General features: G+C 47.3%; 20 protein-coding genes, 1 tRNA gene and 1 pseudogene. 10 read left to right on the top strand and 12 right to left on the bottom strand.

The genetic code is table 11. The annotated features are described in order from the left end of the window. Positions 1-281: 281 nt before the first annotated feature. The 3 genes from HRE53_RS03800 to HRE53_RS03790 are packed head-to-tail and all read right to left on the bottom strand — an operon-like array spanning position 282 to position 3364. Positions 282-989, bottom strand: coding sequence for a DevA family ABC transporter ATP-binding protein (locus tag HRE53_RS03800; RefSeq protein WP_212662287.1), 708 nt, complete (start codon positions 987-989; stop codon positions 282-284). Positions 990-1010: 21 nt separating this feature from the next. Next, positions 1011-2183, bottom strand: a complete 1173-nt coding sequence (gene devC, locus HRE53_RS03795) for an ABC transporter permease DevC (RefSeq protein ID WP_235109132.1) — start codon at positions 2181-2183, stop codon at positions 1011-1013. Next, positions 2180-3364 (bottom strand): ABC exporter membrane fusion protein, encoded by a 1185-nt coding sequence (locus HRE53_RS03790; protein ID WP_315876550.1) that lies wholly within the window; start codon positions 3362-3364, stop codon positions 2180-2182. The genes devC and HRE53_RS03790 overlap by 4 nt, the downstream gene beginning before the upstream one ends. Before the next feature lie 162 nt (positions 3365-3526). Between HRE53_RS03790 and HRE53_RS03785 the strand changes: the two genes are divergently transcribed. From HRE53_RS03785 to HRE53_RS03775, 3 genes are all read left to right on the top strand, one after another. Beyond that, the gene (locus HRE53_RS03785) at positions 3527-4150 is read left to right on the top strand and encodes a TetR/AcrR family transcriptional regulator (RefSeq protein ID WP_235109130.1); all 624 of its coding nucleotides are present in this window, start codon (positions 3527-3529) and stop codon (positions 4148-4150) included. Between the two features lie 224 nt (positions 4151-4374). Then, entirely contained in the window at positions 4375-4767 is a 393-nt protein-coding gene (locus HRE53_RS03780) for a hypothetical protein (RefSeq protein WP_212662284.1), read from the top strand. A gap of 53 nt (positions 4768-4820) precedes the next feature. Next, positions 4821-6017: a tetratricopeptide repeat protein gene (locus HRE53_RS03775; protein WP_235109129.1), complete on the top strand. Its 1197-nt coding sequence runs from the start codon at positions 4821-4823 to the stop codon at positions 6015-6017. Here the strand turns inward: HRE53_RS03775 and kaiC are convergent. From kaiC to HRE53_RS03760, 3 genes and pseudogenes are all read right to left on the bottom strand, one after another. Further along, positions 6012-7532 (bottom strand): annotated as a pseudogene (gene kaiC / locus HRE53_RS03770) (circadian clock protein KaiC); the annotation flags it as partial. The gene HRE53_RS03775 and the pseudogene kaiC sit on opposite strands and share 6 nt — an antisense overlap. A gap of 134 nt (positions 7533-7666) precedes the next feature. After that, the gene (gene kaiB, locus HRE53_RS03765) at positions 7667-7981 is read right to left on the bottom strand and encodes a circadian clock protein KaiB (RefSeq protein ID WP_212662281.1); all 315 of its coding nucleotides are present in this window, start codon (positions 7979-7981) and stop codon (positions 7667-7669) included. Positions 7982-8014: 33 nt separating this feature from the next. Then, on the bottom strand, positions 8015-8914 hold the full coding sequence (locus HRE53_RS03760) for a circadian clock protein KaiA (RefSeq protein WP_212662280.1): 900 nt from the start codon (positions 8912-8914) through the stop codon (positions 8015-8017). Between the two features lie 211 nt (positions 8915-9125). Between HRE53_RS03760 and HRE53_RS03755 the strand changes: the two genes are divergently transcribed. The 3 genes from HRE53_RS03755 to HRE53_RS03745 all read left to right on the top strand — a co-directional run bounded on the left by HRE53_RS03755 (position 9126) and on the right by HRE53_RS03745 (position 12894). Next, the gene (locus tag HRE53_RS03755) at positions 9126-9872 is read left to right on the top strand and encodes a type 1 glutamine amidotransferase (protein WP_235109128.1); all 747 of its coding nucleotides are present in this window, start codon (positions 9126-9128) and stop codon (positions 9870-9872) included. Between the two features lie 59 nt (positions 9873-9931). Continuing rightward, a complete protein-coding gene (gene glgB, locus HRE53_RS03750) occupies positions 9932-12241 on the top strand; it encodes a 1,4-alpha-glucan branching enzyme (protein WP_235109127.1) in 2310 nt (769 codons plus the stop codon). A gap of 77 nt (positions 12242-12318) precedes the next feature. Beyond that, positions 12319-12894, top strand: coding sequence for a hypothetical protein (locus HRE53_RS03745; protein WP_212662277.1), 576 nt, complete (start codon positions 12319-12321; stop codon positions 12892-12894). An 11-nt stretch (positions 12895-12905) separates the two neighbouring features. On the opposite strand, the gene HRE53_RS03740 is transcribed toward HRE53_RS03745, so the two are convergent. After that, on the bottom strand, positions 12906-14081 hold the full coding sequence (locus HRE53_RS03740; protein ID WP_235109126.1) for a cellulase family glycosylhydrolase: 1176 nt from the start codon (positions 14079-14081) through the stop codon (positions 12906-12908). Positions 14082-14602: 521 nt separating this feature from the next. Here HRE53_RS03740 and cysE point away from each other — a divergent pair. Both cysE and HRE53_RS03730 read left to right on the top strand, forming a co-directional pair. Further along, positions 14603-15343 (top strand): serine O-acetyltransferase, encoded by a 741-nt coding sequence (gene cysE, locus HRE53_RS03735; protein WP_212662275.1) that lies wholly within the window; start codon positions 14603-14605, stop codon positions 15341-15343. Further along, a complete protein-coding gene (locus tag HRE53_RS03730; protein ID WP_235109125.1) occupies positions 15336-15707 on the top strand; it encodes a GTPase in 372 nt (123 codons plus the stop codon). Before cysE ends, HRE53_RS03730 begins: the two co-directional genes overlap by 8 nt. A gap of 42 nt (positions 15708-15749) precedes the next feature. On the opposite strand, the gene tadA is transcribed toward HRE53_RS03730, so the two are convergent. Next, complete coding sequence (gene tadA, locus HRE53_RS03725) at positions 15750-16232, bottom strand: tRNA adenosine(34) deaminase TadA (protein WP_255801178.1); 483 nt, start codon at positions 16230-16232, stop codon at positions 15750-15752. Between the two features lie 42 nt (positions 16233-16274). On the opposite strand from tadA, the gene HRE53_RS03720 reads away from it, so the two are divergent. After that, positions 16275-16628: a phenylpyruvate tautomerase MIF-related protein gene (locus tag HRE53_RS03720; protein WP_235109123.1), complete on the top strand. Its 354-nt coding sequence runs from the start codon at positions 16275-16277 to the stop codon at positions 16626-16628. Between the two features lie 22 nt (positions 16629-16650). On the opposite strand, the gene HRE53_RS03715 is transcribed toward HRE53_RS03720, so the two are convergent. From HRE53_RS03715 to psbZ, 4 genes are all read right to left on the bottom strand, one after another. Further along, on the bottom strand, positions 16651-17901 hold the full coding sequence (locus HRE53_RS03715) for an aldehyde dehydrogenase family protein (protein WP_212662271.1): 1251 nt from the start codon (positions 17899-17901) through the stop codon (positions 16651-16653). A 609-nt stretch (positions 17902-18510) separates the two neighbouring features. Continuing rightward, positions 18511-18582, bottom strand: a tRNA-Gly gene (locus HRE53_RS03710). A 54-nt stretch (positions 18583-18636) separates the two neighbouring features. Next, complete coding sequence (gene ribH / locus HRE53_RS03705; protein WP_235109122.1) at positions 18637-19230, bottom strand: 6,7-dimethyl-8-ribityllumazine synthase; 594 nt, start codon at positions 19228-19230, stop codon at positions 18637-18639. 122 nt (positions 19231-19352) lie between these two features. After that, positions 19353-19541, bottom strand: a complete 189-nt coding sequence (psbZ, locus tag HRE53_RS03700; RefSeq protein ID WP_212662269.1) for a photosystem II reaction center protein PsbZ — start codon at positions 19539-19541, stop codon at positions 19353-19355. Between the two features lie 154 nt (positions 19542-19695). Here psbZ and HRE53_RS03695 point away from each other — a divergent pair, with 154 nt between their 5' ends. Then, a complete protein-coding gene (locus HRE53_RS03695) occupies positions 19696-22431 on the top strand; it encodes a CBS domain-containing protein (RefSeq protein ID WP_235109121.1) in 2736 nt (911 codons plus the stop codon). Positions 22432-22564 lie beyond the last annotated feature (133 nt).

The raw sequence follows: 22564 nt of genomic DNA, 5'->3' as shown, positions 1-22564 counted from the left end.
GAAGACAACAGCAACCAAAATATCTAAACCAACGAGTTCGCATAAGTCCATCAGAGCGGTTTAGTGCCAATAAAGAATATCGGCAGGACAGTGTTAAAGGACAACACTTCCTTCATCCTTGTTTGTTTCCATCTTCTTTGGCGACAGGGATAATACGGAATTTTCTCTGATCAATACCGGATGCTAGTTAGGAACTTGACGTTCGCGTTATGGAAGGCATAAACCTTAGTCTGACAGCAAGGAGCCTGAAATCTCGTCCCCTTGAGCGCATTATTTAAAGACTAGGCAGCTTTGGCTTCTGATGTAAGCGTGTTAGTTTCCAAGCGGCCATCTTCCATGTGGACAATTCTGTCCGCCACATCGAGAATACGGTTATCGTGGGTGACCAGCAGAATAGTACAGCCCTGTTCTTTTGCTAAGGTTTGCATCAGGGTGACCACATCCCGACCTGATTTACTATCTAGTGCTGCTGTGGGTTCGTCAGCGAGAACAATGGCAGGGTGATTGACTAGAGCGCGTGCGATCGCAACCCGTTGCTTTTGCCCCCCGGACAGATCATCGGGATAGTAGTGGATATGATCGCCCAAGCCAACTTGATTCAGGATAGCGGTCGCTTGCTCCACCATCTCCTGGGGAGATCGAGTCCCCGTCACCTCTAGCCCCATTTTCACGTTTTGGAGGGCTGTTAAACTGCGATGTAAATTATGGGCCTGAAAAATATAGCCATTGTGGCGACGGGCTTGTACTAGATCCTTTTCTTTTGCACCTGTTAATTCCTGACCCAGAATGTTGAGGCTGCCATTTTGGGCCGCACGTAACCCACCCACTAGGGTGAGTAACGTTGTTTTCCCCGAGCCGGAGGGTCCAGTCATCAAGACAATTTCCCCCGCCTCAATGTCTAGGTGGATATCAAACAAGACCTGTTTGCGCAGGCGACCGTGACCAAAATAGTGGTCAAGATTGCGGATAGAGATAACGGGAGCGTTCATGGCTACAGTTCCTGGGGAAGTCTAAAACATATCGGCAGGGTCAGCGGATTGGAGTTTCCGAGTTGCGATCGCACCTGACAGGGTACACATCACCACCGTCAAAATGAACACCGTAATTGCTCGGGCTGTAGTCATAAACAGGGGCAAAGCCGTAGCAGATCGGGCCAAACTGTAAAGTCCTAAGGGAAGAATGGCCCCGGGGATAAATCCGAAGACGGCCAAGATAATGGCTTCTTCGAATACCACTCCTAGGAGATAGCGATTCTTATAGCCCATGGCCTTAAACGTGGCATACTCGCGAACATGGGCATTTACATCCGTGGACAACACCTGGTAGACAATCACCACCCCGACAACAAAGGCCATCGCAGTGCCTAAACCAAAGATGAAACCCACCGGACTGCGAACTTGCCAATAGGCTGTTTCAAAAGCAATAAACTCTTCCAGGGTTAAAACCCGAACATCTTCAGGGAGATGCTCCTTCAGGGCTGCCACCACTTGCTCCAGGTTGGCATCTGGTTCTAGTTGGATCAGCCCCAAATTGATGCTGCCTGCCTGCCGCCGGGGAAACTGCAGCAAAAAATTCTGATCGCTGGTAATCAAAGTCCCATCTGCCCCAAAGGACGCCCCCATCTCAAACAATCCTGCAATCGTAATGGTGCGACGTTGCGCTTCCGTCTGCACGGGTTGGCCTTGATCGATCAGGGCAAAGGACTCGGCATAATCTCCTCTGGAGCCTCGATCGAAGATAAATGTATCTGGCTGTTTGACCCGGGGAAGTTGCTGAGCCAACCCCGGTAGATTGATGGCAGATCGATCGGGGTTGAACCCAATCACCTGCACTAAAGTCTCGCGCTTGGTCTGGGGATTCTTCCAGTTCAGGGTATTGATGTAGAAGGGGTCTGCAACCTTTACTCCTGGGATATCCTGAGCTTGATACAAACGCCGTCGTGAAAAGGTGGAAAGGGCCTGCAGATTTCGAGCTTGGGGACTGAGGAGGACAATATCTGCATTTAAGGTGCGGTGTAGTTGGGTATTGCTGACAAACAAAGAGGCCTGAAAGCCCATCTGCATAAACATCAGCACATCTGCAAAGGCAATGCCTGCTAGGGCCACAAACAATCTGCCTTTTTCATGGCTGAGCTGTAGCCACCCTAAAGGGGTTCGTCTTTTGAATGGTCCCAGGACCTTCATAGCTGCACCTTCACGTTCACTTGCAAGTTGGTAAACTGAGCGGCCTGCTGGCTGGAGCCGTTATCGAGCTTGATATAGACTTCCACGACCCGGGCATCAATATTTTCGCTGGGGTCGGTATTAATAATGTTTTGCCGACGGACTTTGGTGCTAATCCGATCCACTTTCCCCATTAGGGATTGAGGTAAAGCATCGCTATTGACTTTAACAGCCTGACCCATTTTGATTTTATGGACATCGCTCTGGTAGACCTCAGCTACGGCATACATTTGCTGAGTTTGACCGAGTTCTGCAATGCCGTCCGTCCCGACGACTTCACCAGGATGGGCATAGATATCTAGAACGACCCCGGAACGAGGCGCTTTCACGTAAGCCTGATCCAGTCTGGCCTGGGCTTGCTTAACGCTAGCCCGAGCTTGATTAATATTGGCCTGGGCCACTTGCACATCTACAGGCCGAACCTCAGCAATCTGATTCAGGCGAGCCCGAGCTGATACCAACTCAGGAGATTGAACCGCCTGTAAACGGTTGGCCACGGCTTGGGCTTCTTGCAGACTCCGTTGGGCGGTTTGCAGAACCAACTGCTTTTGATCCCGTTCCGATGCAGAGATGGCTCCCTGCTGATAGAGGGATTGATAGCGGTTGAATTCAGCTAAAGCATTGTCCACTTCGGCCCGGCGGCGAGCAATTGTTGCCGATTGGGTGGTCATTTCCCCTTGTCGTTGGGCATCTAACCGAGCAATCTCTGCTCGCTGGGCCGCCAGTTCGCCTTGCTTAGCACCCGCTTTAACCCTAGCTAACTCGGCTTCCGCGACCCGTACCTGTTGTTGAGCTGTGAGCAAATCTGCTTGCAGGCGATCGCGACTATCGAGAACGGCGATCACTTGTCCCGTGGAAACGGCCTCCCCTTCTTTAACAAGAAGTTGGGCAATTCGATTTCCTTCTGCACTACTTGGTGCTGAGAGCTGGACGAGTTCACCTTGGGGTTCCAGTCGGCCCAGGGCAGAGACGGTCTTCACCTCTATAGGGGCAGAAGGAACACCGGACTTAGCATTGTTACTGGCATAGGGTCGCAGAATCCAAACAGAAACCCCACCCAAGGCAATCGCAGCTGCGATCGCAACCATAGTTACACGGGGCCATTTAAACCGGGATTCTGGAGGCACACTGTTCGAGACCATCATTTGTCGCCAAATATATAACTAAACTGTTTAGTTTAGATCTGATACTATTAGACTAAACCGATTAGTTTAGTTCTGTCAAGCCAGTCCCCACTGTGCCCTAGGATAGGGAAACAATCGGTTGTCATTACTGAATTGGCGTTATATCGTCCTTTGCCCACCATGGATACCAAAACTCCCGCCTCTGAACGTCAGCTCTCTGCGACGAAACGCAGCGCCATCTTGTCAGGTGCCATGCAGGAGTTTCTGGCTCATGGCTATGCTGCGACAACGATGGATCGGGTGGCTGCGGCAGCAAAAGTTTCTAAAGCGACGGTCTATAGTCATTTTCAAGATAAAGAAGGGCTGTTTATAGCCTTGGTTCAGCAGTTGCAAGAGAAGAAATTTCAAGCCGTTTATGGTTCACCCGAGGGGCCACGATTGCAAGGCCCTCCTCAGCAGGTCCTCCATCATCTCGCCAGCACCATGCTGGAAAACATCATTGAAGATAAGCCTTTCCAAGCCTTTATGCGGTTGATTATTGGCGAGTCAGGCCGCTTTCCTGAGTTAGCACGAGCCTTCAGTCACCATACACCTCGCCGTTTTCTATCAATTTTGAAAGAGTATCTAAGCACACAATCGGGTCTCAACCTCAAGGACCCCGAAGCAACAGCCCGCATCTTTATCGGTAGCCTGGTTCATTACGTGATTTTTCAGGAGCTATTGTATGCCAAAGAAGTGGTGCCCTTCGAGCGAGAACGGATGATCGCTGGACTGGTTGATTTAATCGTCAACGACTCGGCATAATTCCCTGCGGCCCCTCTATCTATAAGATTGCTTTGTTGAGGTGAGCATTCAACACCTAAATGGATTCATGGGTTTGGCCAAATCCCTACAGCTAAGATTTTGTACCGATGGCATAACAGGAGCTGGGGATAAAAACTTCCACAATATCTAGAAAAGGATATGCAGGGGGCTCCACTATCGATTTACAATTTTACTTAGCTTGATTACAAAATATTGAGGAACTGATGGAGTATACCCTGCCCGCAACTTATAACATTCCTGCCCCCCCTTACTTTCTCGTCCTGATTGCGGCACTACTCGGTCTAGCCTGTGGAAAAGCCTTTGAAGTGTCCTTAAAGCAGAAAGCTGAAGAATGGGTAAAAAGAAAAACGAACAAACCTTTAAGCGATGTTGCAGAACTTCGATTGCTGATTCCAGCAGCGGGTGTTTGCCTCTGTAGTTGGGTCTTTTTAGGGTCTGCCTTAACTATATTTGCAGTGTCCTGGGCTCAGGGTTTCACCACAGCATTTTGTGTGGTGACCTTTAGTGCGGTTCTATTATGGTCACAAATGATTCAAGTGATGAAAGCCATTGAAGAAGGTGGATCAGAAGCATTGGAAATCACCAGCATTTTCTAATTTCAAGTTGTTCTAATGACTGATTCTGCTGAATCATGACACTGAGTTTGTGCATGATTGTCAAAAATGAGGCAGCGAGCCTATCTCGCTGCCTTAAAAGTGTGGAGAGTTGGGTAGATGAGATGATCATCGTGGATACCGGCTCCACCGATGACACTATCTCGATTGCCCAATCTTTTGGGGCCCAAGTTTACAACTATGACTGGGGGAATGACTTTGCCGCTGCTCGCAACTATGGGTTGCAATATGTGCAGTCAGATTGGGTCCTGGTTCTAGATGCCGATGAAGTTTTGGTCGAGGATATTATTCTCCAACTTCAGGCCAGCCTGAAGCAGAAAGACCTCTTGGCGGTGACGTTAATACGTCATGAAGTGGGGGCTCAGCAGTCCCCTTATTCCTTGCTTTCTCGTCTATTTCGTCATCATCCACAAATCCGTTTTCAGCGCCCCTATCATGAGCTGATTGATGATCGAGTGCTGGCCCTGCAGGAACAAGAACCCCATTGGCAGGTGGGCCATCTGCCAGACGTTGCCATTGAGCATTTTGGCTATCAGGCAGATGCGATCGCAACTCGTAACAAACATCAACGCGCCTGTCAAATCATGGCCGCCGCCCTCACCCAAGATCCGAAAGATGCTTATCTATGCAGCAAACTGGGGGCTTTGTATGTCGATATGGGTCAAGTTGAACAGGGGATAGAGCTGCTGCAAAAAGGACTGAACCTACATCCACCTGAACCCTCCATTCTCTATGAACTGCATTACCATCTGGGCCACACCTACGCTCGATGCCGGCAGGTCACCCTGGCCCTTCAGCACTATCAGCAGGCGGTACAGCAGAATTTACCTGAGCTATTAAAGCTCGGGGCTTACAATAATTGGGCAAACTTGCTCCAAGCCTGTGGCCAATATGAGCGGGCTAGCCACCAATATCAACAGGTCATCACTCTCCAGCCTGAATGGGCGGTGGGCTATTACAACTTAGGGTTAACCCTAAGAGCGATGGGAGATTTGGCGGGGGCAATTGCAGCCTACCAACAAGCCATCCAAGCACAGCCTGACTATGCAGAGGCTTACCAGAATCTAGGGGTCGCCTTATTCAAGCAAGGACAGCTTCAGGCCTGCCAACACGCCTTTAGTCAAGCCATTGCTCTGCATCGAAAGCACGACAATAGTATCGCTGCAGAACAACTACAACAGGGCGTTGCCGAATTAGGACTACCAGACTTTCCTGCTAACCCCTGCCTATAGCACATCATCTTCACTTAAGCTTTTAACATCTTGCATAATCCGAGATAAGTTGCGTGTTTCATCTAAAGAAACGCGGGTAGGCGTACCACTGATGATGCCTTCAAAATCGTGGAAGGCTTTTTTAATTTCCGGTCCCTGATGACTAATTGAATACTCGCGAATCCCTTTGTCATGCCAAGATCCTCTCATCTTGAAGACATTGATGGCACGGGACATTTCTCCCCGTATCTCCACATACTGCAGCATCAGAATCGTATCTGTAATCGTAGAGATATGAGATTCAGTAATGGAATTTGATCCGAGAAAATGATCGGTGGTATTGGTGAAGAACCCTGTAATTTCCTCTTGCTTAGCGAACCCAGTCACTCCAATGACAAACTGACGGAAAGCATTATTGCTCACCCCCCGTGCCAAAGCAGATAGGGAATCAATGGAAATACGTGAGGGTTTAAAGTCTGCAATTTCAGACTTAATTTGTTGCAGATGATCTTCTAATCCCGCTGATTCTGGGTAAGCACAAAGAATTTTTAGCAACCCTTTCTGTTCCATCTCTTCAAAGTCAATTCCCCAGGAGTAAGCGTTTCGGGAGAGCTGAGCCCGGGATTCTTCATAGGCAAATAAGATGGCCCGATCACCATTCTTACAAGCGTTTTCTAAAAACTTACTAACGAGTAGGGTCTTTCCAGTTCCCGTTGCACCCGTTACGAGAATAATCGAATCCCTAAAGTACCCACCCCCACACATCTCATCCAAAGTTTCTACCCCAGAAGATACGCGGGTATTAGACGATCGCTGAGTAAGGCGCATTGCTCCTAGCGGGAAGATATTAATGCCATCAGCCGTAATCGTGAAAGGATACTCTCCTTTCATATGGCTGGTGCCTCGTAATTTCAGAATTTCTAAGGTGCGTCGGCGGCGCTCTCCCTCTAAGACATTGCGAACAATGACCACATTGTCAGACACAAATTCTTCAACGCCGTACCGAGCCACAGGACCATATTCATCAACGCGCTCCGTGGTCATGACGGTCGTCACCCCAATGTGCTTGAGGCGAGCGGTTAATCGAAAGATTTCTCGCCGCACGACGTTCGCGGCATCATATTGCTGAAAAATAGCAGTAACGGAGTCAACACCAACTCTTTTGGCCTGATACTTGCTAATCGCATACTGAATGCGCTCAATCAATGCGGATAAGTCAAATTCTCCCGCTATATCTTGTCCTTCCGGATCAGGAGAAGCATCCAAAATGAATAATTTTCCATCATCCATTAATTGTTGAAGATCCCACCCAAAACTTAATGCATTTTGAATAATGTCTTTTGGAGATTCTTCAAAGGTGACAAAGACAGCCGGATCCTCAAAGTAAACAATGCCGTGATAGAGGAACTGAATCGCGAACATTGTTTTCCCAGTTCCAGAGGTGCCACTGACCAAGGTGGTTCGCCCCACCGGTATGCCACCATGACTAATATCGTCAAAGCCTTCGATACGAGTCAGGATCTTTTTTACTTCGACTTTCTTTTTATGATTATTTTTATGCTGGGATGAGTTGCTTTTTTTTCATTGGTCATTTAAACCGTAATAAATAAAAAATTTTAAAAGTCGAATAAAAGCAGAATGATACAAAGTCACTTCAGTATTATGTGGGATTAGTACTCCATAATGCCATCGGAAAGTTCTTCATAGAGCAGGTCTAAACCAATCAAGACTCGCTCACGATCCGAGAGGTCGCCGATAATTTTGCGAACTGGAGGGGGCAAGACTTTTGCTAAGGTAGGTGTGGCTAAAATCTTATCTTCTTCGGCAAGTTGTGGGTTTTTTAATACGTCAATTACTTTCAAGGCATAAACGCCTTGAAATTCAGTTTCAAGAATATGATTTAGTGTTCTTAAAGCTCTGACGGAGTTGGGTGTATTGCCAGCAACATAGAGTTTAAGAACATAGGTCTTTCTGATAGGGCTCATGGCAGGGGATTACGGTTGATCTGTCTTGAATAACTAACGGGTTTTAGGGATGGAGCGACGATACATCTCACATAAATGGGCCATGATATCAATTAAGGTTAAGCGATAGTCCAGCAGAATATCTTCATTGCGGCCTTCTAGCTTTAGTTTTTTAGCAAAAGCATCCATTAACTCCATATGAATTTCTAATATTTTTAAGATTGAGATATCAACAAAGAAGATTTGAGTCACGAAGTCATCAATTTCTTGGTTGACATTACTATCCTGCCGAAAATAGTTGAGAATAATATCTCGATAATCCCGCTTAAACGTCGCTAAGTAGTCCGCTTGCTCTTCTTCAGTAAGTTGGTGGAAGAACTGCTGAGGATTTCGTTTGTAGAAGACGCCAATATAACCCAGACGTTCTTTTAGCTTTTGGGACAGGCGTTGCTGCTGAGTCGCTAGACTGTTCTGGATGACTGCACTTGCATGTTGTTTTTTCGCTGCAGTGGGTAAACGACATGCTTTAGAGAGCTGTAGGAATTGTGCGATCGCACGATCGATACTGGACACAACATCCTCTGGGGCATACTCCACCCTCACTTCAGCAATGTGGTAACAACTATCTTGTTGCTGAGCACTATCCAGTGAATTTGATTGAGGAATATTGGCTACCGATGCCTCAACCTGTAGCAGCACAGCAGGCAACAAAATCGCTTCACGGTGCAAATGACTCACAATTTTAGGGAGTGCGGCATTCTCTTCGACAATGAGACAATCAATACGATGTTTGCCTTGTTCAACTATCTCTAAGAAATTGTCATAGGTAGCATGAACCAAACTATAACGTTCGCCCTCCAAAATCTGGCTCAAAAGGTCAACTAAAGATACTGAACTCAGTAGTGTACAGATAAAGATCTGGGGACGCGAGACCGCAGTTTGAGAAAGGGTCATAACGCCAATTCTATCTAATTATTAAGAAATACTTTAGCATCAAATGAGATTATGAAGGAGCATTAAGTTATGAATGGAATTTAGGACTGCGTTGTGCTTACAACAGCTCTGTCTTGCTCACGATTGCTAAAGGCTAGTGGTGACTTTAGCCATATCAATTGGGCGGATGCCACTGTATTTTCTTCTTAAGAATTATCTATAACGGCTTTTTATGACTATAGATCGAGCAAAACTCCATATCCTCTATCTGCAAATTCGTGACGATCAAGTGACACGAAGGGAAGAGCTACAGGAGTTTGCACGTCATGGTCAGCTAAATGAAAAACAGTTCGCCGTCCTTAACGTGTTTGATCAACCCAATTTTGCCCCTGACTATGCAGATACTTATGATGCTGTCTTCGTCGGCGGATCAAGCGACGCTTCAGTCCTCAAGCCCGATCAGTATCCATTCGTGCAATCTGCCAAGCAATTACTCAAGCGTTGTGTCGATCAAGCTATTCCTGTGTTTGCCTCCTGCTTCGGTTTCCAGTTAGGGGTTGAGGCCTTAGGCGGGAAAGTCATCCATGATCCCAAAAACATGGAAATGGGGATTTATCCAATGCAGTTGACGTCAGTTGCAAGCGAAGATCGGTTGTTCTCAGATACTCCCGATCAATTTTTAGTCGTTTCTGGCCATAAAGAGCGGGCATTCAAACTGCCGCCCCACACCCAATTACTGGCATTTACAGAGCGTTGTCCCTACCATGCCTTTAAAGTAATGGATAAACCGTTCTATGGCTTTCAGTTTCATCCAGAGGTGGACCACCATGATTTAGCTGCCCGCATTACCCGTTATCAAGATCGGTATCTGGAGACGGATGGAGCTTTACAAGCCATCCTTAATAACCTCCACCCCACGCCAGAGTCAAATCGACTCATTCTAAAATTCGTTGATCGGATTCTGCTTCAAAAAAGGTAAAATCGGCACTTGCCCGATGCCATAACTCTTAGCCCTCTTATCCCCAGTTAGGTAATTTCATGTCCACCCCTCTTACTGCCGATCAAGTCAATCGAATTGTTTGGAATCACCATCACGATCCCTTCGAGATTCTCGGTCCCCATCCTAGTCAGGACGGCAAATCAGGGTGGGTTGTACGGGTATATTGGCCAAAAGCAGATGCAATTTCCGTGGTATGTCCTGGACACAGACAGGAATATCCCATGCAGAGTGTTCATGATCCTCACTTCTTTGAGTGTGAAGTTCCTATCCCTGGAGCACTGAATTATCAACTTCGGGTTAAAACGGGAAGCCATGAGCAAGTCTTGTACGATCCCTATGCTTTCAAATCCCCCCGAGTCACAGAATACGATCAGCATTTATTTGCTGAAGGAAATCACCACCGCATCTATGAAAAGCTAGGCGCGCATCTCACCACTGTAGACGACGTTGAAGGTGTTTATTTTGCCCTCTGGGCCCCCAGTGCACGCAATGTTTCTCTCTTGGGTGACTTCAATGCATGGGATGGGCGACAGCATCAGATGCGCAAGGGACCATCGGGGATTTGGGAATTGTTCATTCCAGAATTGAGCATTGGTGAGCATTATAAATACGAAGTCAAAAATCATGAGGGCCACATTTACGAGAAATCTGATCCCTATGGTTTTCAACAAGAAGTTCGGCCAAAAACGGCTTCTATCGTCACAGATCTCAACTCCTACAGCTGGTCCGATGGGTCTTGGATGGAGCAGCGACGCAATGCAGACGCTTTAGCCCAACCGATTTCAATTTACGAAGTTCATCTGGGCTCCTGGATGCATGCCTCTTCTGACGAACCTTCGCAATCGGAAGAAGGACATCCACTGCCTCCCGTTATTGTTTCTGAACTTAAGCCTGGAGCTCGATTCCTAACTTATCGGGAGTTAGCAGATCGATTGATTCCCTATGTTAAAGACCTCGGCTTTACCCATATAGAGCTACTGCCTGTTGCCGAGCATCCCTTTGACGGTTCTTGGGGCTATCAAGTGACGGGCTACTACGCTTGTACTTCACGGTATGGAACACCCGAAGACTTTATGCATTTTGTCGATCAATGCCACCAACAAGGCATTGGAGTCATTGTTGATTGGGTTCCTGGGCATTTCCCCAAAGACGGCCATGGTTTAGCCTTTTTTGATGGCACCCATTTATATGAGCATGCTGATCCCCGTAGAGGAGAACATAAAGAGTGGGGTACGCTGGTCTTCAATTACAGCCGCAAGGAAGTCAAGAATTTTCTCATTGCCAATGCCCTCTTTTGGTTCGACAAGTACCATATCGACGGCATCCGTGTCGATGCCGTCGCCTCGATGCTCTATCTCAATTACTGTCGCAAAGATGGTGAGTGGGTGGCCAATGAATATGGGGGAGCCGAAAATATCGAAGCGGCTGATTTCCTCCGCCACCTGAATGACGTACTCTTCAGCTACTACCCTGGTATTCTCTCAATTGCCGAGGAATCAACCTCCTGGCCCATGGTGTCCTGGCCCACCTATGTCGGTGGTCTAGGCTTTAACCTCAAATGGAATATGGGATGGATGCATGACATGTTGGATTATTTCAACATGGATCCTTGGTTCCGCCAATTTCATCAAAACAACGTCACATTCAGTATCATGTATGCCTTTAGTGAGAACTTTATGTTGGCCCTGTCTCACGATGAAATTGTTCATGGCAAAAGCAACATGCTGGGCAAAATGCCAGGAGATGAATGGCAGAAGTTCGCCAACTTGCGATGTCTATACACCTTTATGTTTACCCATCCTGGCAAAAAGACTCTGTTTATGAGCATGGAGTTTGGCCAATGGAGTGAGTGGAACGTCTGGGGTGATCTGGACTGGCAGCTCTTGGAGTATGACTCCCATCAAAATCTCAAGAAATTTGTGACGGACTTGAACCATCTTTATAAAGAATTGCCTGCCTTATTCACCAACGACTTCAGCTATGACGGTTTTGAGTGGGTCGACTGTAATGACACTCGCCATAGTGTCATCTCCTTTGTTCGTCGTGCGAAGGATTCTGATGAGTTTGTACTCACGGTCTGTAACTTGACGCCTCAACCCCATAGTCATTACCGAGTTGGGGTGCCGGAATCAGGCTATTATGTCGAGCGATTTAATAGCGATGGTCGTCAGTACGGAGGGAGTAATATGGGGAATCTAGGCGGGAAATGGACAGATGAATGGGCTTTTCATAACCGCCCTTACTCTTTAGATCTCTGTTTGCCACCCTTGGCTACTTTAGTCTTTACTCTGGATCGACAAAAAACGGCACAAGCCCACCAGCAACTTCCTGAGTCGCAAAATCAATAGGTTTTGCCAATTTCAAGAAACCTGTCACACTAGACTTGGGACAGACACCCACCATAACTTAAGAAGAGGATGCCCTTATGGGCGCTACGTTAGAGCAAATTTCTGGGTACTTAGATAAACAAGGGCTGATTTACGAGATTCAGTCCGATAAGGCACGGATTATCACTCAAGTCGAAGCTGAACATGTTGAAGATTTTTTGATTGTGATTCAGCTCGATGAAGAGGGAGAGTTCTTTAAGCTTTTTGTGCCTGAGGTTCTCACGGGTGTCCAAAACCACCCTCATAAGGCTGCTATTCTGCAAACCATGTTAGTGATCTCTTGGGAGACTAAGATGTTGCAGTGGGAATATGATGCGTCTGATGGTGAAATTCGGGCCATTATTGAATTTCCATTGGAAGACGCCATCATGACTGAGCGACAGTTTGATCGCTGTTTTAGTGGTTTGGTGGAAATGGTAGATAGCTGGGCAATGCCCCGTTTGCGAGAGGTAATGGAAACGGGGGTAGATCCGGGTGATGTCGCTCTAGGTGAGCGTCTTCTACTGACAATTGAACAAGAAGCGCCAGGGTTGCTCGTTCTCCTTGAAAAAGCCATGCTGGCCCGTAAACACCGAGGACAATTTCCTCCTTTGCGGGATTCGTGGTTGGATTAAGTGGCCTGTCATCATGTCGCTCTCTCATCGACATCTGGGCTATCTTCACCAGGAAAAACCAAGAAAGAGACAGAGTCATTGGGTAAGTGCAAGGTCTGGAATTGCTGCTTGTCCCAAACCTGCTGGCTCATCCGTATTCCACCCGAGTCAATCGTGTAAATTTGATAGGTTTGCTGGGTGGGCTGCCAACCCTTCATGTCTAGGCGAGTGCTCTTGCTGGGATAGGTGTGACTATTGATAATCATAAGGCTATGGGAGTTTTGGCTTCTGACAGCAAAGACATCAATTCCTCTGGGGGCCGAGACGTGAATTCGCTGGCCACGGCTAAAATATTGTCTCAGCAGTTTGAGCACATATCCCGCTGGGCGCAAAGAATAAGTTCCATCCTTGTGATTAAAAAGACCATAGGTATGGTCGGCATCGTTCCAAGGGAAAATACCATCAATATCGTTGTGCTGAGCGGCTTGCTGAAAGACTAGGGCTAAAAATACGGCTCCATGATGGGTGCGCATCAACCTTTGTTTGTCCCTATCCCAGGTTGTGAACATATGGGTCTCCCCGAGGAATAGCTCAGCATCCTGTAATCCTTTTTGGTTCATCCATTGACGAATGGCTTTGGGACGTTGGCCAATGACTTTGGCGGTTTTGTATAGCTTGAAGGGATCGGTGGAAGGTTGGTGTGTACCATATTGATGGTAGGAAAAAGCCTGAATATCACTATTTCTGGAAGCTTCTAAAAATGCTTGAATATCACGTTTGTCATAGGGGTGAGTCCAAGCGCCAACAACAATACGAATGGCTGGATTGGCTCTCTTCATTGCATCTGCAGTTTGCTTCGCCAACTCAGCAAGTTCCTGGGAATTGCCGTTGTATTCAGGGTCTTTTTCGTTGAGTATTTCAAAATACCGAACCGAGTGCCTGTCGGAGACTGAGCGAACAAGCTGGGCACACCATAGAGCAAAAGCTCTGTGTTTTTCGGATGGAAGTTGAGAGCCCTGATATAGCGTGGGTGACCAACTGGGAATAGAGATCATAATATCCTCACAGTGAGGAGCAATATTCTGCAAAATGGCATCAATTTTGCCAATATCCCATTCTCCATTTTTATTAATCCATGCTTTCCTATGACCCACTTTGAGCATTTCAGCTGCGTGAAGCCGACAGATAGAGGGACGGATTTTACCCAATTGTTCTCCAAATTTGAGATTCGATCCTATAGCTGAATCAGTTGCAGACCAAAGATTTAAGCTATAAATATTGCGCGCAGAGCCAGTGGATCGGTTCCAGTCAACGCTAATGGGTAGATGTGGCTTCGCATAACTGTGAGAGCAACCAGAGGGTATGCCAGTGCAGACGAACAGGATAATCGCAAAGGCAGAACGACATCTTTGCTGATGGAGAAAATTCAAAGACATTGCAGGGAGATAGTCAGAAATTTAAGGACTGATTTTATGCTCGAAAACCTTGAGCAGACTGAGGATCTATCGGCATAAAGCCAAGCTTTCTTCCCTTAGTATGACGTGGGCACATCATTAAAAGTCTCTCATAGTTGCCGATGAGCCTAGCAGTACGATTAGGGGAGTCAGCAATATTGAATGTTAACCAGCTACTGTTATTCTTCTACCGCCAATGTTCGGATTGCCGATCTTTGTCCTTCGCAAAGACGCTAGGATAAAAAGGTCCTGTCTTACCTTCAAAGGCTGACCCTGTGCTGAAGACACTTAAAACTGATTTTCAGATCATTTTCGACCGAGACCCTGCAGCTCGCAACTGGTTGGAAGTGTTGGTCTGCTATCCGGGCTTACAAGCTATTCTGTTACACCGCTTTGCCCATTGGCTATTTATCTTAGGCTTGCCCTTCTTTCCTCGGCTTATCTCACATGTCTCTCGCTTTCTCACAGGAATCGAAATTCATCCCGGTGCCACCCTGGGGAAAGGCGTGTTTATTGATCATGGTATGGGGATTGTGATTGGAGAGACGGCGATTGTCGGTGATTTTAGCCTGATTTATCAGGGGGTGACGTTAGGTGGAACAGGAAAAGAAACGGGGAAACGGCATCCCACCGTGGGGGAAAATGTTGTGATTGGTGCGGGTGCCAAAGTTCTGGGCAATATCCTCCTAGGCAGTAATGTGCGGGTTGGAGCGGGGTCCGTTGTATTACGAGATGTACCCTCAGGCTGCACGATTGTTGGTGTTCCAGGGCGCATTGTTTACCGAGGAGGGGCAAAAGTGGATCCATTGGATCATGCTCGCCTTCCAGATTCTGAAGCTCAGGCCATTCGCTATCTAGTGGATCGGCTTGAAAGTCTAGAACAAGAAGTGGAGCAGTTAAGACGATCTTCCCCTAGTGGTTCTACCCATGAGTCTGAAACCACTGACTGTTGCCATCTCCGGGATAAAGCAATAGAGCAGTTTTTAGACGGTACCACTGTCTCGAAGAATGGCTAAATTAATATTCATCTACAATGCTGATGCCGGTTTGGTTAATGTTGCGCTGGACATTGCCCACAAGGTATTGTCACCGGATACCTATAGCTGCAATTTATGTATGTTGACCCACGATACCTTTACAGAACGGTCAGCCTGGCAAGCCTTTAGAGAATCATATTCAGTCCCCATGGAATTTCTGCATAAGGATGAATATGAGCAAAAGGTCAATGACCAAAATTCGCTCAAGTCGAAAAAGACGCATTCCTATCCTATTATTTTGAAGGAAGACCAAGGCCAAATTGATATTTTCATAGATACCCCTGAATTAAACGAAATTAAAGACGTCAATCGCTTGATTAATACGATTCAAGAGCGTTTGTAGAAGATCGGCTCAAAGTTGGTCTTGATTTCAAGGAGATGGGGGCTACGCTTTTTGTTGATGTCGTCTTTGGGCAAACCAGTCTTGTAGTTGTTGGCGACAGGTTGGCTCTTGGACTCCGGCAATGACGGGAAGTTTGTGGAAGGAGCAAGGGCTATCCGGTAGGTTAAGAACAGTTCGAACGGCTCCGGTTTTCGGATCATGGGCTCCATAGACCAACAAGCCCATACGAGCTTGGATAATGGCACCTGCACACATTGGGCAGGGTTCAAGAGTGACGTAAAGGCTGCACTCATGTAGTCGCCAGGACTGCATGACTTGGCTAGCAGCTCTGATAGCTACGATTTCTGCATGAGCGGTAGGGTCGTGATCGCGTTCGCGTCTATTTTCACCTTCCGCAATGCAGTCTCCTTTTGGGCCTACAATAACAGCTCCTACTGGCACTTCTCCGGCATCACCTGCTTGAGACGCTAAAGAAATCGCTTTTTCCATCCATTGATGATGTTCGGGGTAGCTTGGGGCGTCCACTCTTGATTTAATGAGATTATCGTTACATGCTAACCAACTATTATGCCTCTAATTAAAGTGCAATCTTCGATAGATGCTCCTGAGAAGCCTGTTGTGGAGACCTTATTAAAACAATTGTCTGCTCGGTTAGCTCAGCATTTGGCGAAGCCAGAATCCTATGTGATGACAGCTTTTGAAGCAGAAATGCCTATGACTTTTGCTGGCACGACCGAGCCCGTGTGTTACGTGGAAATTAAAAGTGTAGGCACCATGAGTAGTCCTCAGACGCAAGCGATGAGCCAGGAGTTTTGCCAACAGCTTGAAACCGCTTTAGGAGTCCCTAAACAGCGAATTTATATTGAGTTTGCGGATGCAAAGGGCATGATGTGGGGATGGAATGGTTCAACCTTTGGTTAATGGATCCTTGAATAAGGTTTCGTCACGAGGTTTGAATAATTTGCTTGGAAGTCATTAAGGTTTCAAGGCTAATCACCCCAGGAGAAAGGCTTTTGGCGGAACTCATTCCGATTGCGAGAGATCCTCCGGGCCCACTGGATTGTCGCAAAAATTGAGGGCTGGTGTTGATAAATACTTGAGAACTGCGAACACCCTGGATAAATTGTTGACTGTCCTGATAAGAATCAGTGACTAAGCAATCGGCGTGATGACTGCTATGGCGGTTGATCCAGTTGAGGGCATCGGCTAAATCATCAACGACGCGAAAAGCCACGATTTTTTGGAGATAAGGCTGCTGCCACTCTTCCCTAGTTGCCAGGATTAACTCTGGGAACTCAGCTGCCAGGGTGGCATCTCCCCGTAGCTCAAACCCTTTATCCTTGAGGGTACTCCATAGGAGCGTGAGTCGAGACTGTTTAATGTTAGGGGTCAGTAAGACTTTTTCAATGGCATTGACCGCATCTGGACTGCCTTGATGGCTATTGATAATCATGGAGCGGGTCAAGTCTGTACTGCCCGAGTCAGACCAAAAAAGATAGCAGTTACCCATGGCAGACTGCAAAGTGGGTACGGTAGACTGATGCACAACCTGTTGGACCAAGCTGGGGCGACCGTAAGGCACTACAAGATCGATGGGCAGGTCTCGGGAAACGAGATCGGAGATTGAAATGTTGCGATCGCAAGGGATAGATTGCACACAAGTTAAGGGTAAATCAGCTGCTGTCAAGGCAGCATGGAGTAGTTCGGTGACAACCTGGTTAGAATGCTTAGTTTCAGTTCCTCCCTTCAGCAATAAGGCATTGCCCGTTTTCCAGCACATACCGGCTAGCAACAACGCTAAGTCTGGAAACGCCTCATAAATAAAGGCAATGACGCCACGGGGTTGTAATTTGGCATAGCCTGGAGCCACCATAAAGGTGGATTGGGGAAAGGCGGTCATAGCCAACGGGTCAGTTGTTGTTGCCAAATGGCTCAACATCAGCCCCAAGGTTTGCAGACGTTCTGGAGCTAGCTTTAGCCAGTTCAAAACTAGGGCGGGAATGGCTAGGTCACGACTGACTTCTAAATCTATGGTGTTTGCTTCTAACAAATCATCCTGGCGATCTTGCAGGATTCGAGTCAAACAACGCAGCAATTCATTACGCTTTGGATGTGGCAGAAGTGCTAGTTTCTGCGAGGCAATGTGAGCCTGATGCACTGTTGTGTTCAGGTCAAATCTTTGAGCAGCATCCATAGGCAAAAAACATCAATTAACGTCGATAAAGATATGAACCGAGGTGAAGAGTGGGGACTGCCATGAATACAGCAAGGCCGAGCCGAAACTCCCTCTTGAAAGACAAGGGAAGAAGCGTTGGGAATAGGACTAATACAATTATGCCCATGACCAGTAGCCAGAATAGAAGTAACCGCAAATAAAATAGGGGTTTCCTTTTTCGGGAGGGTTGCCACCGACGCCCGGTCCAATACCAACTTTGATGGGGGTAGTCTGAACACTGTTCAATCGTATACCCATCGGGTTTCACAACAAAAACACGATGACATTGCTCACACCCGAGGGCCTCTGTGAGAATGATGGGGCTAAGGTGACCATGCCGTCGACAGGGACATGGATAAGGACTACTTATGTCTATTTTGTTGATTTTCGTGGAAGGCACGAACTAACAGGTTCCTTCAGATGATCTAGCCTGTAATATGGAGGTATCGATGATCCAGAATCATTGCTCCAACTTTAGGGGGAGAGACGGAATCAATATTTTCACCTTTTGCAACAACAGATGAAAATGGTTAGCGAAGATTCCCCCATTCTACCTGAAGTTTATGGGAAGAGAATTGACTTTAAAAAAGCGGGTAACGCGATTCGAACGCGCGACATTCACCTTGGCAAGGTGACGCTCTACCACTGAGCTATACCCGCAAATAAACCTCTTGCTTACCTAGCTTCTCAAATGTAGCCGGGTCTGTCAATAAATTAGGAATTATTGGATTCAGACTTCAAAGTATTAGAGGCTTGGGCGTTGCTTACGCCTGGAGGTAATACGGCTGTTTCGCCTAGACTTTGATTATTAGCATCCGTTACAGCTAGCTGTGGCCGGAGCTGATGCATTAGGCTAGCCATTTCTAAGGCATTCATGGCAAAATCCCAGCCTTTGTTGCTTTTTATACCTGCCCGTTCAAGGGCCTGTTGCATACTATCTACGGTCAGAATGCCAAAAATGACTGGAACACCCGTTTGTAAACTCGTCGCCGCTATCCCTTTGGAAACTTCACCAGCAACATAATCAAAATGAGGGGTGTGACCACGGATGACTGCCCCTAAGCAAATGACAGCATCGTAGCAGTGAGATAAGGCCAGCTGTCGAGCAACTAGGGGGATCTCAAAGCCTCCTGGCACCCAAATATAGTCAACCTGAGTCCCAGCTTCATTGGTGTCAACGCCATGACGATGTAGACAATCTTGGCAACCTGCCAGCAGTTTGCTGGTCACTAGGTCATTAAAACGCCCAATAACAATAGCAAACCGGAAGGATGCCGAATGCGTAAATTTGCCTTCAAAGACAGCCATTCCAGTTTGCCTTAACCTTTATCAATTTAGAGACACAGATCAGAATACAAAAGCGATTCCTAGAACATTTGAGCTTGATGATTGAAACATAAATGCTCAAGGTTCATGATTTGGGAAGGAACCTAGATAACAACGATAGAGGCTAATGCAGCTACGAATAGCAAAGTAACCCATGCAGCAGCACCACCCCAAATGAGTTTATTGGCGTCGTCCGATGCATCACCTGTAGAGAAAACCACAGGTACGCCAATTATCATTGCAAAAGATAAGGCAACGAAAGCAGCAATTAAAAGTTGAAACAATACTGACATGATTCTCTCCCAATCCAGTCCTGAAAGAAGTTTAAATATAAGCAAATTAACTAGGCATTTGATAGTGCCTACGCCAGATAATCATACCCTAAAAGAGGGGATTTACTTGACTGAAGTCGATGGGGCAGTAAGCGTTGGGATGTAAATAGGCTGGATGGATATTGTTTTATGTCATCGAACGGCAGACTTTGATACGTTGGGAGCTGCTGTCGGTATCACTCATTTGCATCCAGGGACTCGAATTGTTCTGTGTGGTGGAGCCCATCCAACGGTTCGGGAGTTTCTGGGGCTCTATCGAGATCAATTTCCCCTGATTGAGCATCGGGCTGTCAATGTAGAACAGCTTCGCTCGATTACAATCGTAGATGCCCAACGGCGTAAGCTTCTGGGACCCGCTGCACACTGGCTTGATCTTCCCCAAGTTCAAGTCAAAATCTACGATCACCATCTGTCAACAACAGGAGATATTGCCACCGATCAGATGATTCTTGAAGCGGTGGGCGCAGCCACTACTCTGATCGCGGAAGAGCTGCAGCGAAAACACCTGGAGCTGCCCGTAACGGTGGCGACGGCAATGGCTTTGGGAATTCATGTGGATACGGGGTCTCTCACTTACCCGAGTTCGACGGTTCGGGATGCGGCTGCTTTGACCTGGTTGATGGGACAAGGGGCCAATCAACGGGCGATCGCAGAGTATACCGAACCTGTTTTTCCCTCAGATTTACAAGATCTGCTGGCTCAAGCCTTGGAGTTAACGCAAACCCAGTCTAGACGTGGAAAGTCCTTGTCTTGGGTGATGTTAAAGACAGAGATTTATGTGCCCGGCTTAGCCAGTCTGACCTCACAGCTCATGCTTTTGCACGATAGTGACAGTTTTTTGCTGGGGCATGTCTATGGCAAGGCTGAATCCCAAAAACTAAGCGTGATTGGCCGATCTCGGGTTGAGGGGGTTGATCTGAATGGGCTATTGCAACCCCTAGGGGGTGGGGGACATGCCCGTGCAGCTGCCGTAACGTTGAAAACAGAAATGCCTCAAGCGGTGATAGATGACCTAGTGGCAACGCTGCTTGAGCAGATGCCCTTGCCGCCCATGACTGCTGACTTGATGTCTTCCCCAGTCAGAACCATTCGCCCTACGACTACCATCGATCAAGCCCGGCGGATTTTATTGCGATACGGACATTCTGGGCTGTCGGTGGTTAATGACGAGGATCAGTTAGTGGGAATTTTGTCTCGGCGGGATCTAGATATCGCCCTCCATCATGGCTTTGGGCATGCACCAGTAAAGGGGTATATGACGGCTCCGGTCCGCACGATTGATCTGAATACTTCCCTGCCTGAAATTGAACTGATGATGGTTACCTATGATATTGGTCGGTTGCCGGTGGTGGAACAGGGTCAACTGGTAGGGATTGTGACACGCACGGATATTCTGCGGCAGTTGCATCAGCTCAAGCATCCTGTACTTCCGGTCCATCAAAAAGTGGTAAGCACATCCATTCAGGAGCAACTGAGATCGCAACTGTCTCCGACGTTGCATACTTTGTTAACGACTGCGGCTGATGCCGCTACTACTCAAGGTTGGCAACTTTACCTTGTAGGAGGAGCAGTTCGCGATTTGCTGCTGTCGGGTCCCAGCCAGCCCTTTACCGTTAAGGAATTCGATCTTGTTGTCGATGGCGTGGAAACAACGGCAAAAGCTGCAGGGGTTGCCCTCGCTCAAACCTTGCAGGAAGCCTATCCTGAAACTCAATTACAGGTGTATGGCCAGTTCCAAACGGCGGCTCTTATTTGGCCCTCTGGATCGGAGTTAGCCGGATTTTCCGTTGATATTGCGACGGCTCGCAGTGAATTTTATCCCTACCCTGCAGCTAATCCAGAGGTGGAAGCCAGCTCTATCCGTCAGGACCTGTATCGACGGGATTTTACGATTAATGCCTTGGCAGTTAGATTGACACGCCAGGGATTTCAGCCCCAGCCGAGCGGCGAGCTACTGGATTTTTTCGGGGGGGTGGTGGATTTGCAGGATCGCCAGATTCGGGTTTTACATCCCAATAGCTTTATTGAAGATCCCACGCGAATCTTTCGGGCGGTGCGGTTCGCGACTCGACTAGAATTTGAGATTGGAGAGCATACCGAAGCGTATATTCGCCATGCGATCGCAAGTGGTATCTATACCCAAGTCCAGGCAGAGAAGGATAAAGCACCAGCTTTACAATCTCGCCTCAAGAACGAACTGAAGTATATTTTTCAAACATCTCACTGGGTGAGAGCCTTGACTTTGCTAGCTGACTTAGGTGCTTTGCAATGTATACATCCTCAGTTACAGATAGATAAACAGTGGTGGCAGCAAGTGCGGTTAGCGATTCGTTGGTACAACATATTTGAGGAAACTCATCCAGAAATCCCGGTTTGGTTGCTGATTCTAGAAGTGTTGCTGACCGCCTTACCCACGATGGAACGCTGCTCAGTAGCAACGAATTTGCATTTACCCGAACCGACTCAACAGAGACTTCAGGCCCTGGATGGGGTATTGCAAGAGTTGGAAAATCAACCTATCCAGGCATCCCCTAGTCAGATTGCAGCCCTATTGGAGCCTCACCCCATCTCAACACTGATTTTAGTAGGGATTCATAGTAGTGTCAGAAGGCGTCAATGGCTGTGGCAATATCTATCTGATTGGTCTGGCCGAAAACCGTTACTAACGGGGAAGGACTTGATTCAATTAGGGTATCGCCCCAGTCGACAGTTTAAAGAGATGTTGACAGCTATTTGGGCCGCTACCTTAGATGGGGAGCTCAGAGATCTTAACCAAGCACAAGCCTGGGTGAAGGAACATTTCCCCCTCTCCTCTAATATACTGCCAACGGCTGAGGGCTTAACATTTTAGATTAAGCTAAAACTCTCTCTAGCAAGGGATTTGAAGCTCATGAAAAAAGTAAACTTTCAACTCGTTCGGAGTATAACTAACTTCTATGCCCCCTGGTGTCTGGTAGAGTCATCTTACGAATTGCTGGAAAACT

Source organism: Acaryochloris sp. 'Moss Beach' (genome assembly GCF_021497025.1).
GTDB classification, from domain to species: Bacteria; Cyanobacteriota; Cyanobacteriia; order Thermosynechococcales; family Thermosynechococcaceae; genus Acaryochloris; species Acaryochloris marina_A.
Note: the sequence above shows the minus strand (reverse complement) of the source record. Positions and strands in the feature narration are given on the sequence as shown.